Origin of the sequence: Burkholderia sp. MSh2 (assembly GCF_000731655.1) — a bacterium.
GTDB lineage: Bacteria > Pseudomonadota > Gammaproteobacteria > Burkholderiales > Burkholderiaceae > Burkholderia > Burkholderia paludis.
Genome location: NZ_JPGM01000053.1, coordinates 12,686 through 27,224, shown reverse-complemented (window position 1 = coordinate 27,224; position 14,539 = coordinate 12,686). Strand labels below are relative to the sequence as shown.

Below are 14,539 nucleotides of genomic sequence, written 5' to 3'. Positions count from 1 at the left end.
CCGCCATGCCTTACGCACACACCGATCACGCCCCGCACGGTTTCTGGACGCGCTATGTCTGGAGCCAGGACCACAAGGTCATCGCGGTGCAGTACGCGCTGACGGCGATCGCCGTCGGCCTGGTCGGCCTGGTGCTGTCGGACCTGATGCGGCTGCAGCTCGGCTTCCCGGGCCGGTTCGGCTTCATCGACGCCAGCCACTACTACCAGTTCGTCACCATGCACGGGATGATCATGGTGATCTACCTGCTGACGGCGCTGTTCCTGGGCGGCTTCGGCAACTACCTGATCCCGCTGATGCTGGGCGCGCGCGACATGGTGTTCCCGTTTCTCAACATGCTGAGCTACTGGGTCTACCTGCTGGCCGTGCTGGTGCTGCTGGCGAGCTTCTTCGTGCCGGGCGGGCCCACCGGCGCGGGCTGGACGCTGTATCCCCCGCAGGCGATCCTGCCCGGCACGCCGGGCGTGGAGTGGGGCATCGTGCTGATGCTGGTGTCGCTCGCGATCTTCATCGTCGCGGCGACGATGGGCGGCCTGAACTACGTCACCACCACGCTGCAGGCGCGCACGCGCGGCATGACGCTGATGCGCATGCCGCTCACGGTGTGGGGCATCTTCATCGCGACCGTCATGGCGCTGCTGGCGTTTCCGGCGCTGTTCGTGTCGGCGGTGATGATGCTGCTCGACAGGACGCTGGGCACCAGCTTCTTCATGCCGGCCGTGGTGTCGATGGGGCAGACGCTCAGGCATGCCGGCGGCAGCCCGCTGCTGTTCCAGCACCTGTTCTGGTTCTTCGGGCATCCGGAGGTCTACATCGTCGCGCTGCCGGCCTTCGGCATCGCGTCGGACCTCATCAGCACGCACGCGCGCAAGAGCATCTTCGGCTACCGGATGATGGTGTGGGCGATCGTGATCATCGGCGCGCTGAGCTTCGTGGTCTGGGCCCACCACATGTTCATCGCCGGCATGAATCCGTATTTCGGCTTCTTCTTCGCCACCACGACGCTGATCATCGCCGTGCCGACCGCGCTCAAGGTCTACAACTGGGTGCTGACGCTGTGGCGCGGCGACATCCACCTGACCGTGCCGATGCTGTTCGCCATCGGCTTCGTCAGCACCTTCGTCCTGGGCGGGCTGACCGGGCTCTACCTCGGCAACGTGAGCGTGGACATTCCGCTGTCGAACACGTACTTCGTGGTTGCGCACTTCCACATGGTGATGGCCGTGTCGCCGATCCTGGTCGTGTTCGGCGGGCTCTACCACTGGTATCCGAAGGTGACGGGCCGCATGCTCGACGACACGCTCGGGCGCGCGCACTTCTGGATCACCTTCGTCGGCACCTATGCGATCTACTTCCCGATGCACTATCTCGGCCTGCTGGGCATGCCGCGACGCTATTACGCCTATCAGGGCTACAGCTTCATTCCGCAATCGGCGCAGACGCTCAACACCTTCATCACCGTCGTCGCGCTGGTCGTCGCGGCGGCGCAGTTGCTGTTCCTGTTCAACCTGGCGTGGAGTCTCGTGCGCGGCAGGCGCGCCGACGGCAACCCGTGGCGCGCCACCACGCTCGAATGGCAGACGCCGCACACGCCGCCGCAACACGGCAACTGGGGCGCCGCGCTGCCCGTCGTCTATCGCTGGGCATACGAATACAGCCCGCCGGGGCAGGAGCAGGATTTCGTCCCGCAAAACCAGCCGCCCGCGGCGCCGCCCGAGCCGGCCCGGCCGACGCTTCACCCCGGCGAGGCGCGCGAATGACCACGCTGCCGCGCCCCTTCGCGCCCGACGCGCGCCCGGCGCTGCCGAATGCGGGGCGCACCGGCCTGTTCGTCTTCATGGCCGTGGCCACGACGCTGTTTGCGTTGCTGCTGCTCGCCTACGGGATGCGCATGCGCGAGCCCGACTGGCAGCCGGTCCCGCATCCGGCGCTGCTGTGGTGGAACACCGTCGTGCTGGCGCTGGCCGGCGCGGCCATGCAGCGGGCGCGGCGGACGGGCCCGTACCGCGCGGCGTGGCTCGCGGCGGGCGGCGTGCTGGCGGCCCTGTTCGTGATCGGGCAGCTGAGCGCGTGGCGCCAGCTGGCCGCGGCCGGGCAGACCGTGGCCGTCAATCCCTCCGACAGCTTCCTTTACCTGCTGACCGGCCTGCACGGGCTGCATGTGCTGGGCGGGCTGGCGGCGTGGGGCATGACGGTCGCGCGCCTGCGGCGCGCGGATCCGCCGCGGGTCGGCCGCGCCATCGCGCTCTGCGCGCTCTACTGGCATTTCCTGCTGGCTGTCTGGCTCGTGCTGCTGGCCGCGATGTGGTGGCTCACCCCCGGAATCGTCGCCGATATCTGCGGGCCGCTGTACGGAGCCGCGCCATGACCTCGCCCGTGCTCCCCGGCGCATCCGGTGCCTCCGGCGGCGAACCGGCCGCGCCCGCGTCGCCCGACGGCGGGCCCGACGGCTGGCGCGGCATCGTCGCAGACTGGTCGGCCGACCGCGAAGCCTTCAAGGTGCCGTGGGGCAAGGCGATGATGTGGATCTTCCTGCTGTCGGACACCTTCGTCTTCAGCAGCTTCCTGATCGGCTACATGACGGTGCGCATCTCGACCACCGCGCCGTGGCCCGATACGTCCCGGGTGTTCGCGCTCACGGTGGGCGGCCTCGACGTGCCGCTGCTGCTGATCGCCGTCATGACGTTCATCCTGATCACGAGCAGCGGCACCATGGCGATGGCGGTCAACTTCGGCTACCGGCGCAACGCCCGGCGCGCCGGCGCGCTGCTGCTCGCGACCGCGCTGCTGGGCGCGACCTTCGTGTCGATGCAGGCCCTCGAATGGACCAAGCTGATCGTCCACGAAGGGATCCGGCCATGGGGCAACCCGCTGGGCGCGGCGCAGTTCGGCGCGTGCTTTTTCGCGATCACCGGGTTCCACGGCTTTCACGTGACCTGCGGCGTGATCTACCTGCTGCTGGTCGCGCGCAGGATCCGGCGGCCGGGGTTCGACGCGCACGGCAATTTCCAGATCGTCGAGATTGCCGGCCTGTACTGGCATTTCGTCGACCTGGTGTGGGTGTTCATCTTCGCGCTGTTCTACTTGTGGTGACGGGCCATGAATCCTGCCGATCCCGCCGGTCGACCCGGCCCCGCGCACGGCCAGCAGCATCCGGTCGGCCTGTACCTGAAGATATGGGGCCTGCTGTTCCTGCTGAGCACGATGTCCTACCTGGTCGACTACTTCCGCGTGCAGGGCCTGCCGCGCTGGGGGCTGATCGTCGCGCTGATGATCGCGAAGGCCGGGCTGATCGTGTCGGTCTTCATGCACATGCTGTGGGAGCGGCTGGCGCTGGTGTACGCGATCCTGATCCCGCCGCTGTGCCTGCTGGTGCTCATGGTGCTGATGGCCGCCGAGGCGCATCACACGCTCGGCGTGCGGGAACTCTTCTTCCGGTGAGGCGCGCGGCCGCGCGTTGCACGGCCGCCTGCCCATGACGACCTCAGGGTCGTCATGGAAAACTGTATGAATATACAGTATAGTATCCGTCGAATTCGAGCCGCGCGGGCGCACCCCCGCGGCGCGCGCGCCGCGCCTGCGGGCATCCGCCGCAGCGTTCCGGCACCGTGAACTCTGGCTAACTCATTCAGACGGGCAGGCAAATTGGCATCCAGCAATCTGATCCGCATTCGCGGAGCACGTCAGCACAACCTCAAGAATGTCGATCTCGACCTGCGCACCGGCGAAATGACGGTCGTCACCGGCCCGTCGGGTTCCGGCAAGTCGAGCCTCGTGTTCGATACGCTGTACGCGGAAGGCCAGCGGCGCTATGTCGAGACGTTCAGCGCGTACGCGCGGCAGTTCCTCGACCGGATGGATCGCCCGCAGGTCGAGCGCGTCGACGGCGTGCCGCCCGCGATCGCGATCGACCAGACCAACCCGGTGCGCAGTTCGCGCTCGACCGTCGGCACGATGACCGAGCTGAACGATCACCTGAAGCTGCTGTACGCGCGCGCGGCCGAGCTGTTCGACCGCAAGACCGCGCGGGCGGTGCGGCACGACTCGCCGGAAACGATCTACGCGGATCTCGTCGCGCGCACGCGGGCGGACGATCCGCGCGTCGTCGTCACGTTCCCGGTCGAGCTGCCCGAAACGGCGTCCGACGACGAGGTCGCGCAGTGGCTGTCCGCGAGCGGCTACACGCGCGTGCAGGCGCAGCGCGAGGTCGCGTCGCCCACCGGGCCGCGCAAGGTGCTCGACGTGGTGGCCGACCGCTTCCGCGTGCAGCAGGCGGACAAGGTGCGGGTCGTCGAGGCGATCGAGGCGTCGCTCAAGCGCGGCGGCGGGCGCGTGAACGTGTACGTGCTCGCGCCGGAGCCGGGCAACGCGGAATCCGCGGCGGCCGAGCCGCAGGTGTGGCGCTTCTCCACCGGGCTCCACGATCCCGATAGCGACCTGCGCTACGCGGAGCCGCAGGCGGCGCTGTTCTCGTTCAACTCGGCGTACGGCGCGTGCGAGACCTGCCGCGGCTTCGGCCGCGTGATCGGCGTCGATCTCGGCCTCGTGATTCCCGACGCGCGCAAGACGCTGCGCGGCGGCGCGATCAAGCCGATGCAGACGCCCGCCTGGAAGGAATGCCAGGACGACCTGATGCGCTACGCGGCGAAGGCCGGCATCCCGCGCGATACGCCGTGGTCCGAGCTGTCGGACGCCGAGCGCGACTGGGTCGTCAACGGCTCGCCGGAATGGAACGGCAAGTGGCAGAGCCAGTGGTACGGCGTGAAGCGCTTCTTCGGCTACCTCGAATCGAAAGCGTACAAGATGCACATCCGCGTGCTGCTGTCGAAATACCGCAGCTACACGCCGTGCGAGGTCTGCGGCGGCGCGCGCCTGAAGACGGAATCGCTGCAGTGGCGGCTCGGCTCGAAAGAGAGCGCCGACGCCGTGCTCGCGCCGGCCGGCCGTTTCATGCCGCGCGGCGTCGACTGGAGCCGCGCGCAGCTCGAGGCGCTGCCGGGCCTGACCGTGCACGACCTGATGCTGCTGCCGATCGAGCGCATCCGCCGCTTCTTCGACGGAATCAGCCTGCCGAGCGCGCTGCTCGACGACGCGCTGAAGCTGCTGCTCGCCGAGGTGCGCACGCGCCTCAAATACCTGTGCGACGTCGGGCTCGGCTACCTGACGCTCGACCGGCAGAGCCGCACGCTGTCGGGCGGGGAGGTTCAGCGGATCAACCTGACGACGGCGCTCGGCACGTCGCTCACGAAAACGCTGTTCGTGCTCGACGAGCCGAGCATCGGGCTGCATCCGCGCGATCTCACGCGGATCGTCGAGGCGATGCAGCGGCTGCGCGACGCGGGCAATACGCTGGTCGTCGTCGAGCACGATCCCTCCGTGATGCTCGCGGCCGACCGGCTGATCGACATGGGGCCCGGCCCGGGCGAGCGCGGCGGCACGATCGTCTACGACGGCACGCCGGGCGACATCCGGTCGGCGCACACGCTGACCGGCGAGTATCTCGGCGGCCGCAAGCATGTCGCGCATGCGTCGAACTGGGCGCGCCGGCCGGTCGACGCGCACACGCCGCGCATCGTGCTCGACGGCGCGACCGAACACAACCTGCGCGACGTGACGGTCGAGATTCCGCTGCAGCGGCTCGTCTGCGTGACGGGCGTGTCGGGGTCCGGCAAATCCACGCTGCTGCAGGACGTGCTCTATCCGGCGATGGCGCGGCACCACGGCAAGGCGACCGAGTCGCCGGGCGCGTATCGCGGCCTCACCGGCGCGGACCAGGTGGGCGACGTCGTGTTCGTCGACCAGTCGCCGATCGGCAAGACCACGCGTTCGAACCCGGCGAGCTATGTCGGCGCGTTCGACGAGATCCGCAAGCTGTTCGCGAAGGCGCCGCTCGCGCTGCAACGCGGCTACGGCGCCGGCACGTTCAGCTTCAATTCGGGCGACGGCCGTTGCCCGACGTGCGGCGGCTCGGGCTTCGAGCACATCGAGATGCAGTTCCTGAGCGACGTCTACCTGCGCTGCCCGGATTGCGACGGCAGCCGCTACCGCGCCGAGATCCTCGAGGTACGCCTCGAGCGCGACGGCCGCGCGCTGAGCATCGCCGACGTGCTCGACCTGACCGTCAGCGAGGCCGCGGCGTTTTTCGCGACGGACGCCGAGGTGCTGCGCGTGCTGCAGCCGATCGTCGACGTCGGCCTCGAATACGTGAAGCTCGGCCAGCCGGTGCCGACGCTGTCGGGCGGCGAGGCGCAGCGCCTGAAGCTGGCCGGCTTCCTGGCCGAATCCGCGGCGGCCGGCAACGGGCGCCGGGTCGTCACGGAAGAGGCGCGCATCGCGCGGGCCAAGCTGTTCATGTTCGACGAGCCGACCACCGGGCTGCACTTCGACGACATCGCGAAGCTGATGCAGGCGTTCGGCAAGCTGCTCGCGGCCGGCCATTCGCTGATCGTGATCGAGCACAACCTCGACGTGATCCGCGCGGCCGACTGGCTGATCGATCTCGGCCCGGAAGGCGGCGACGGCGGCGGCCGCGTGCTGTGCGCGGGCACGCCCGACGACGTGAAGGCCTGCGCCGAATCGCATACGGGCGTGGCGCTGCTGCAATACGATCGCGCGATGGATGCCGACCTGGCGCCGGCCGACGAAGGCGTGCCGCTGCAGGCGGTGCTGAACGCGGCGCGCGAACGGCGCGCGATCGAAGGCGAGGACGTCGTGCGGATCGTCAACGCGCGCGAGCACAACCTGAAGGCGCTCGACGTCGACATCCCGCACGGCAAGTTCAACGTGATCACCGGCGTGTCGGGTTCCGGCAAGTCGACGCTCGCGTTCGACATCCTGTTCCACGAGGGCCAGCGCCGCTACCTCGAATCGCTGAACGCGTATGCGCGTTCGATCGTGCAGCCGGCCGGGCGCCCCGAGGTCGACGCGGTGTACGGCATTCCGCCGACCGTCGCGATCGAGCAGCGGCTGTCGCGCGGCGGCCGCAAGAGTACGGTCGCGACCACGTCGGAGGTCTGGCATTTCCTGCGGCTGCTGTACGTGAAGCTCGGCCTGCAGCATTGCATCCACGACGGTACGCCGGTCACGTCCCAATCGGTCGAATCGATCGCCGCGCAGTTGCTGCGCGACCATCGCGGCGAGCACGTCGGGTTGCTCGCGCCGCTCGTCGTCAACCGCAAGGGCGTCTATACGGATCTCGCGAAGTGGGCGAAGGCGCGCGGCAGCACGCATCTGCGCGTCGACGGCGAGTTCGTGCCGGTCGATCCGTGGCCGAAGCTCGACCGCTTCCGCGAGCACACGATCGAGCTGCCGGTGGCCGACATCGTCGTATCGCCCGACGACGAAGCCGGGTTGCGGCGCGCGCTCGACGAAACGCTCGAGCTGGGCAAGGGCGTGATGCATCTGCTCGCGCCGCTCGACGGGCTGCACGACGCGATGCGGAACGATCATTCGACCGCGCGCGTCGGCACGGTCAAGGTGCTGTCGGTCAAGCGCGCCTGCCCGGTGTGCGGCACGAGCTACCCGGAACTCGATCCGCGGATGTTCTCGTACAACAGCAAGCATGGCTGGTGCACGACCTGCGTCGGCACCGGCGTCACGCTCACGCGCGAGCAGCGCGCGGCGTACGACGACACGGTGCTGGCCGGCGACGATCGCGGCCGCGAGCAGACGCTGCCGTCGGACGAGCAGGAACCGGAAGGCGTCGGCAACGAGCCGTGCCCGGATTGCGGCGGCACCCGGCTGAACCCGTCCGCGCGCGCGGTCACGTTCGATGCGCATCCGATCGTCGAGGTCGCGCAGTGGACGGTGTCGGACACGCGGCGCTGGATCGACGGGCTGGAACTCAGCGGGCGCGACGCGCAGATCGCGCGCGACATCGTCAGCGAGATCGGCAGCCGCCTCGCGTTCCTCGAGGAAGTCGGGCTCGGCTACCTGAGTCTCGATCGCGCGGCGCCGAGCCTGTCGGGCGGCGAAGCGCAGCGCATCCGGCTCGCCGCGCAGCTCGGCAGCAACCTGCAGGGCGTGTGCTACGTGCTCGACGAACCGACGATCGGCCTGCATCCGCGCGACAACCAGATCCTGCTGGACGCGCTGCGCAAGCTCGGCGACAAGGGCAACACGCTCGTCGTCGTCGAGCATGACGAGGACACGATCCGCCGTGCCGATCACATCATCGACGTCGGCCCGGGCGCGGGCAAGCGCGGCGGCACGCTGGTCGCGCAGGGCGCGGTCGCGGATCTGGCCGCCCAGCCCGATTCGGTGACGGGGCGCCTGCTCGCACAGCCGATGATGCACCCGCTGCAGCCGCGCCGGAGCGTGAGCCTGCCGGGCAGGAAGGGCGCGGCCGCGGTGCCGGACGCGTGGCTGACCGTGCACGGGGCCCGGCTGCACAATCTGCGCGACGTCACGGTCGGCATTCCGCTCGCGCGGCTCGTCGCGGTGACGGGCGTGAGCGGGTCGGGCAAGTCGACGCTCGCGCGCGACGTGCTGATGACGAACCTGCTCGACGCGGTCGGCCGCTCGGTGTTGTCGTCGCCGGCCACGCGGCGCGCGCGCAAGGCCGCGCAGCAGGACGCGCCGGCCGCCAACCGCCGCTCGAGCGTGCTGGCGCGCAGCGCGCCGCGGCCGTCGCTGAACATCACGCATGCATGGCAGGGCTGCGAGTCGCTGAGCGGCTGGGAACAGATCGACCGCGTGCTCGAAGTCGACCAGACGCCGATCGGCAAGACGCCGCGTTCGTGTCCGGCCACCTATATCGGCGTGTGGGACACGATCCGCAAGCTGTTCGCCGATACGCTCGAAGCGCGTGCGCGCGGCTACACGGCGTCGCGTTTCTCGTTCAACACCGGCGACGGGCGCTGCCCCGCGTGCGAGGGCCAGGGCGTGCGGACGATCGGCATGAGCTTCCTGCCCGACGTCAAGGTGCCGTGCGACGTCTGTCACGGGCAGCGCTTCAACCCGGAGACGCTCGCCGTCACGTGGCGCGGCCGGAACATCGGCGACGTGCTGACGATGGAGATCGACGAGGCGGTGGAGTGCTTCGCGCCGATCTCGAACATCGCGCATCCGCTGCAACTGATGAAGGATGTCGGCCTCGGCTACCTGACGCTCGGCCAGCCGTCGCCGACGCTGTCCGGCGGCGAGGCGCAGCGCATCAAGCTCGTCACCGAGCTGACGAAGGTGCGCGACGACATCACGCGGCGCGGCCAGAAGGCGCCGCATACGCTGTACGTGCTCGACGAGCCGACGGTCGGCCTGCACATGGCGGACGTCGCGAAGCTGATCCGCGTGCTGCACCGGCTCGTCGATGCGGGGCACAGCGTCGTCGTGATCGAGCATGACCTCGACGTGATCGCGGAAGCCGACTGGATCATCGATCTCGGGCCGGAAGGCGGCGTGGGCGGCGGCACGATCGTCGCGGCGGCGACGCCGGAAGCGCTCGCGGAAACGGCCGCGAGCCACACGGGGCAGGCGCTCCGGCCGGTGCTCGCCCGCACGGGCGGGGACGAGGGCGAAGCGGCGCGGCAAGGCGAAGCGCGGGTCGGTTGAGCGCGACGCCGCGCGTCGGCAGGCCCGCTGCCGGGCGCCGATTCCCTTCGGTCAGCGGACTCGTGGCCGAAGGGAGCGGCCCGGCTCGAGTACGCCGCTTCGCCGTATCACTGAGCGCCCGCCTACCGGCCGCCTGACGGCTTCTTGACGGTCGGCGTGCTGTTCACGGAGGGCCCGCCCGGGCCCTCCCGTACGTTTTCGGCAACCTTGCCGATGCGTGATGCATCGACGACGGTGTGCGCCCCCGGATCCAGCAGGTTCGTGCTGAAATCGCAGGTCCGGGCTGCCAGCCGGACGATCTCCGCCGTCAGCGTATGCGTCTGCCCCTGTCCCTGCCGATGCAGTGCGACGTAGCGAACCGGCGGCAGCGCCGGGCGAGTCCGCACGATATTCAGCGCCTCGCAGGCGACCAGGTGCGCGACGCATGCCTTCGGCAGATAGCTGACGCCCAGCCCCGACAGCGCCAGGCCGATCTGCGCGATCAGGCTGTTGCTCGTCAGCACGCGCTGCATCGCGACGCCGTGTTCCTGCAGGAAGCGCGTGTACAGGTGCCCCGTGCCCGACAGGTTGCCTTGCAGGATGAGCGGAAATTGGGCGATGTCCGCCAGCGAGAGGGCCGTCTTCCGTTTCGGCACGAGCCCGGCTGCGCACATCCATGCATTGTCGACTTCGCCCACCACCGTCGCCGCGAACGATTCCGTCGCGTGAATCTGCGGGACGACGATCAGGTCGATCGTGTCGGCCGCGAGCCGCTCGCGCAGCGTCGCGGTCAGGTCCACCTCCGCCTCGACGTGCACCCGTGGATAGGCGGCCTGGATCGCCGCAATCAGGCGCGGCAGCCACGTCAGCGCGGTCAATTCGGTCACGCCGATCCGGACGTGCCGCACCAGCGCTTCCTTCGAAATCATCCGCTCGACGACGCGGTCGCGCTGTTCGAGCAACTCCTTCGCGTGATCGAACAGTTCGGCGCCCTTGTCGGTGAGCCGGGCGCTGCGATGAGCGCGGTCGAACACGGTCAGGTCGAACGCGCGTTCGAGTTCCTGGATCCGCTTCGACACGGCCGACTGCGTCGTGTTGAGACGCGTCGCCGCCGCGTCGAAGGTGCCGAGTTGCACGATCCAGTACAGCGCTTCCATCTGCTTGAACGTGAGCATCGTCTGTCGCTCGATAGATGAATAAAAGCGATATTTTCGCATATCAAAAAATCGCTTTTTTTACCTGTTTCGGCCGCTTAAGGTTCTCCCGTTGCGTTGCCCGACGCGTGCACTCGTCAGAAAGCGCGCCGCATCGCCCCCGGCGTTCGATCGCCCCCTCATTTCCGGAGACAGCATGGACACCGTCATCGACTCCCCGCCCGTCCACGAAGCGGCGCGCAAGCCGCGCATCGGTCTTGCATGGCAGATCGCCATCGGGCTCGTCATCGGCATCGCGACCGGGCTCGTCCTGAACCGGTTCCCGTCGTTGCGCGACGCCGCCGTTTCCGGGTTGCTTCAGCCGGCCGGCGACATCTTCATCAGGCTGGTGCGGATGATCGTCGTGCCGATCGTGTTCACGAGCATGGTGATCGGCATCGCCGGGGTGGGCGACAGCAAGTCGCTCGGCCGCATCGGCCTGAAGACGCTGCTCTATTTCGAGGCGATCACCACGATCGCGATCGTGCTCGGGCTCGTGATCGGCAACGTGCTGCAGCCGGGCGTCGGCACCGACATGTCGCAGCTCGGGCACACCGACATTTCCCGCTATCAGCAAGCGACGCAGCAGGTGCAGCAGGCGCACCACGGGCTGATGGCGCTGGTGCTCGGCATCATTCCCGACAACATCGTCGCGTCGATGGCGAAGGGCGACCTGTTGCCGGTGATCTTCTTCTCGCTGCTGTTCGGGCTCGGTCTGCAATCGGTGCCGGAAGAGCACCGCAAGCCGGTGCTCGCGATGCTCAAGGGCGTCGCCGACGCGATGTTCAAGGTGACGAACATGGTGATGCGCTATGCGCCCGTCGGCGTATTCGCGCTGATCGCGGTCACGGTCGCGAGCTTCGGCTTCGGGTCGTTGATGCCGCTGCTGAAGCTGGTCGCCGTGACGTACTTCGCGATCCTGGTGTTCGGGATCGCGGTGCTCGGCCTGACCGCGCGGCTGTTCGGGTTCCGCATCTTCACGCTGCTGCGCGTGATCAAGGACGAGCTGATCATCGCGTTCTCGACCTGCAGTTCGGCGACGGTGCTGCCGCAGCTGATGAAGAAGATGGAGGACTACGGCGTGCCGAAGAGCATCACGACGTTCGTGGTGCCCACCGGCTACACGTTCAACCTCGACGGTGCGTCGATCTATCTCGGCATCGGCACGCTGTTCGTCGCGCAGCTCTACGGCGTGCATCTCGGCTGGCAGCAGCAGATCCTGCTGACGCTGACCATGGTCGTCACGTCGAAGGGGGCCGCCGGCGTGCCGGGCTTCATGTTCGTGATCATGCTCGCGACGCTCGCGAGCGCCGGGTTGCCGCTCGAAGGGCTGGCGTTCATCGCCGGCGTCGACCGGATCATGGACATGGGCCGCACCGCGCTGAACGTCGTCGGCAACGCACTCGCGCCGCTCGTCATCGCGAAATGGGAAGGCCGCTACGACGCGGACAAGGGCCGCGCGTACCTCGAATCGCTGCGCGGCTGAACGTCGCCATGCAGGCATCGCACAACATCCGGAAGCAAACAGGAGTATCGAAGATGAGCAGTCCCCATGGAGCACTTTTTCCCGACGCGTTGATGCAGCAGGTCAAGGCGCGCTTTCATCACGTCGATCGCGATATCGACGGACGCGCGCGGCTGTTCTTCGACAACGCCGGCGGATCGTTCCGGCTGAAGGCCGCGGTCGACGCGTACGCGTGGACCGATGCAATGCCCGACTGCCCGGAGCGCATTCACGAGCGTGCGCTCGATCTCCAGGCGATCCAGTCGCGCGGTGAGGACGACGTGCGAACGATCCTGAATGCGCGCGACGGCACCGTGTATGCGTCGCTGACGGCGTCGGGCGCGATGTTCGACATGGTGCGCGCGATCATGGAGAACGTGCCGGGCGCCAATGCGGTGACGACCGTGCTTGAGCATCCGTCGTCCTACGATGCGATGACGTATTACGCGGAACGTACCGGCAAGACGCTGCGCATCGCGCCGAGCAATCCGGAAACCGGCGGCGTGGACGTCGATGCGATCGTGTCGCGGGTCGACGCCGATACCGCGCTGCTCAGCGTGATGTTCGCGTCGAACATCTCCGGCGCAAAATTCGACATCGAGACGATCGTCGCGCGTGCACGGGAGAAGAAGCCGGACCTGTTCGTCATCGTCGACGCGGTCCAGCATGCGCCGCACGGCGTCGTCGACCTGCAGCGCACGCCGGTCGACGGCATCAATTTCGCGCCGTACAAGTTCTTCGGTTGCCGCGGCTCCGGCATCTCGTGGCTGTCGCCGCGTGCGGCCGCGTTGCCGCATCACCGGCTCGCCGCGAAGGAGAACGGTGTATGGGAACTGGGCAGCCCGGCGCCCGCACAGTTCGCGGTCGTGACGTCGATCGTCGATTACGTCACGTGGATCGGCCGGTATTTTTCCGATTCGGAAGATCGGCGCACGCAGTTCGTCGAGGGCATGCACCGGATCGAACTGCACGAGCGTGCGCTGCTGGCCGCGCTGCTCGACGGGTATGGCGGCCGTCGCGGGCTGCGCTCGATCGACGGCGTCGAGGTCTACTGGGATCACGACGACCTGACGAAGCGCGACCTGATCGTCGGGATCGGCTTCGCGAACCTCGAACCGACGCAAGCGGTGCGGGAGTACGAGAAGCATGGTGTGATCGTCTATGAGCGCGTTGCGTCGAGCCTGTATTCGGGACGGATGCTGAAATCGTTCGGGATCGGCGGCGCGGTACGCGTATCGCCGCTCCATTGCCATGCGCCGGACGATATCGCGCGATTCCTGGCGACTACCGAGACGCTGGCGGCGAACCGCTGAGCGACGACACGGCCCGGATTTTCCGGGACGTGTCGCATCCGGCATCCGGCATGCCGCATGCGGAACACGCGCCGGCCCGCGAGCCTGTGCTGGTCCACCACGTCCCCCGTCAATGCCGCCGCGCTGGCCGTGCGGCATACGATCGTCGAGCTGACCGGAGAACTGGCCGCGAGTGGGGCGTGGACGGGCATTGCGCTGCGGGCGGGCGACTCCGCGCCGTCATGACGGGCGGGGTGGACGGGCTCAGTCCGCGACGCTGTGCGCGGAGGGCCGGTCGCCGCGCTCGACGGCGGCACGCGCTCCGTCCCGAACGGCACGTGCCTCCGCTCCCGCCATCGAGCGCGGACACCGGCGCATCATTTGCACAGCGCGTCCCGTGCGGCCTCGAGGATCTCCTGCGACAGCCCGTCGTCATCGACCACGCGCGACATCATCAGTGCGCCGATCATGGCTGACGCCGCCGCCAGCGATTTGCCGCGCTTGCTCGCTTCCGTGCCCCCCAGCTGTTCCGCAAAGAGACCCGCGAGACGCAGGAACCCTTCCGTCGCGACTTGCCGCGTGCGCGCATCGGCTCTCGCCATGTCGCCGCCCAGCGCCGCGAACGGGCAGCCGATCGACATGTTGTCGCGGTGCGCGACCGACAGGTAACGCTCCGCGATCTCCCGGCGCGCGTCGCGCGGCGGCTTCCCCTGCACGAACGACTCGAGCGTCTCGTAGAGCGTCGCGCTGGCGACGTCGCATGCTTCCGCCACGAGATGGTCCTTCGATTCGAAATGTCGATAGAACCCGCCCGGCGTGAGGCCGGCCGCCGACATGATGTCGGCAATCCCGGCGCCCACCACGCCCTTCTCGCGCAACTCCCGCGCCGCTGTTTCCACGATCCGCTTGCGGGTCTGGCTGGCCTCTTCCCTGGACTTTCTCATGTCGATCCGGCGCCCAAGCGCCGCCTTGAAACTTTTCGTTGACACTTAGAGTGTATCCATACTCTAATTGGATGTCGA

Annotated in this window: 10 protein-coding genes; 8 read left to right on the top strand and 2 right to left on the bottom strand. The window is 68.3% G+C overall.

What is annotated here, in order from left to right; translation table 11 throughout:
• Window positions 1-5: 5 nt before the first annotated feature.
• From ctaD to uvrA, 5 genes are all read left to right on the top strand, one after another.
• Window positions 6-1,760: a cytochrome c oxidase subunit I gene (gene ctaD, locus GQ57_RS27955; protein WP_031397939.1), complete on the top strand. Its 1,755-nt coding sequence runs from the start codon at window positions 6-8 to the stop codon at window positions 1,758-1,760.
• A complete protein-coding gene (locus tag GQ57_RS27950; protein ID WP_034199594.1) occupies window positions 1,757-2,368 on the top strand; it encodes a cytochrome c oxidase subunit 3 in 612 nt (203 codons plus the stop codon). Before ctaD ends, GQ57_RS27950 begins: the two co-directional genes overlap by 4 nt.
• Window positions 2,365-3,093 carry a heme-copper oxidase subunit III family protein gene (locus GQ57_RS27945; protein WP_034199593.1) on the top strand — a complete coding sequence of 243 codons (729 nt, stop codon included), beginning with the start codon at window positions 2,365-2,367 and terminating at the stop codon, window positions 3,091-3,093. Before GQ57_RS27950 ends, GQ57_RS27945 begins: the two co-directional genes overlap by 4 nt.
• Before the next feature lie 6 nt (window positions 3,094-3,099).
• On the top strand, window positions 3,100-3,441 hold the full coding sequence (locus GQ57_RS27940) for a cytochrome C oxidase subunit IV family protein (RefSeq protein WP_031397936.1): 342 nt from the start codon (window positions 3,100-3,102) through the stop codon (window positions 3,439-3,441).
• A gap of 204 nt (window positions 3,442-3,645) precedes the next feature.
• Window positions 3,646-9,549 carry an excinuclease ABC subunit UvrA gene (gene uvrA, locus GQ57_RS27935; protein WP_034199592.1) on the top strand — a complete coding sequence of 1,968 codons (5,904 nt, stop codon included), beginning with the start codon at window positions 3,646-3,648 and terminating at the stop codon, window positions 9,547-9,549.
• Between the two features lie 122 nt (window positions 9,550-9,671).
• On the opposite strand, the gene GQ57_RS27930 is transcribed toward uvrA, so the two are convergent.
• Window positions 9,672-10,703, bottom strand: a complete 1,032-nt coding sequence (locus GQ57_RS27930) for a LysR family transcriptional regulator (RefSeq protein ID WP_235215140.1) — start codon at window positions 10,701-10,703, stop codon at window positions 9,672-9,674.
• A 175-nt stretch (window positions 10,704-10,878) separates the two neighbouring features.
• On the opposite strand from GQ57_RS27930, the gene gltP reads away from it, so the two are divergent.
• Genes gltP through GQ57_RS42145 form a run of 3 tightly spaced genes read left to right on the top strand, consistent with a single transcriptional unit; the run spans window position 10,879 to window position 13,763 of the window.
• A complete protein-coding gene (gltP, locus tag GQ57_RS27925) occupies window positions 10,879-12,207 on the top strand; it encodes a glutamate/aspartate:proton symporter GltP (RefSeq protein ID WP_034199591.1) in 1,329 nt (442 codons plus the stop codon).
• A 53-nt stretch (window positions 12,208-12,260) separates the two neighbouring features.
• The gene (locus GQ57_RS27920; RefSeq protein WP_034199590.1) at window positions 12,261-13,538 is read left to right on the top strand and encodes an aminotransferase class V-fold PLP-dependent enzyme; all 1,278 of its coding nucleotides are present in this window, start codon (window positions 12,261-12,263) and stop codon (window positions 13,536-13,538) included.
• Between the two features lie 57 nt (window positions 13,539-13,595).
• Window positions 13,596-13,763, top strand: coding sequence for a hypothetical protein (locus GQ57_RS42145; protein ID WP_235215139.1), 168 nt, complete (start codon window positions 13,596-13,598; stop codon window positions 13,761-13,763).
• Between the two features lie 131 nt (window positions 13,764-13,894).
• Here GQ57_RS42145 and GQ57_RS27915 read toward each other — a convergent pair whose 3' ends face one another.
• On the bottom strand, window positions 13,895-14,461 hold the full coding sequence (locus GQ57_RS27915; RefSeq protein ID WP_031397931.1) for a TetR/AcrR family transcriptional regulator: 567 nt from the start codon (window positions 14,459-14,461) through the stop codon (window positions 13,895-13,897).
• Window positions 14,462-14,539: the final 78 nt, after the last annotated feature.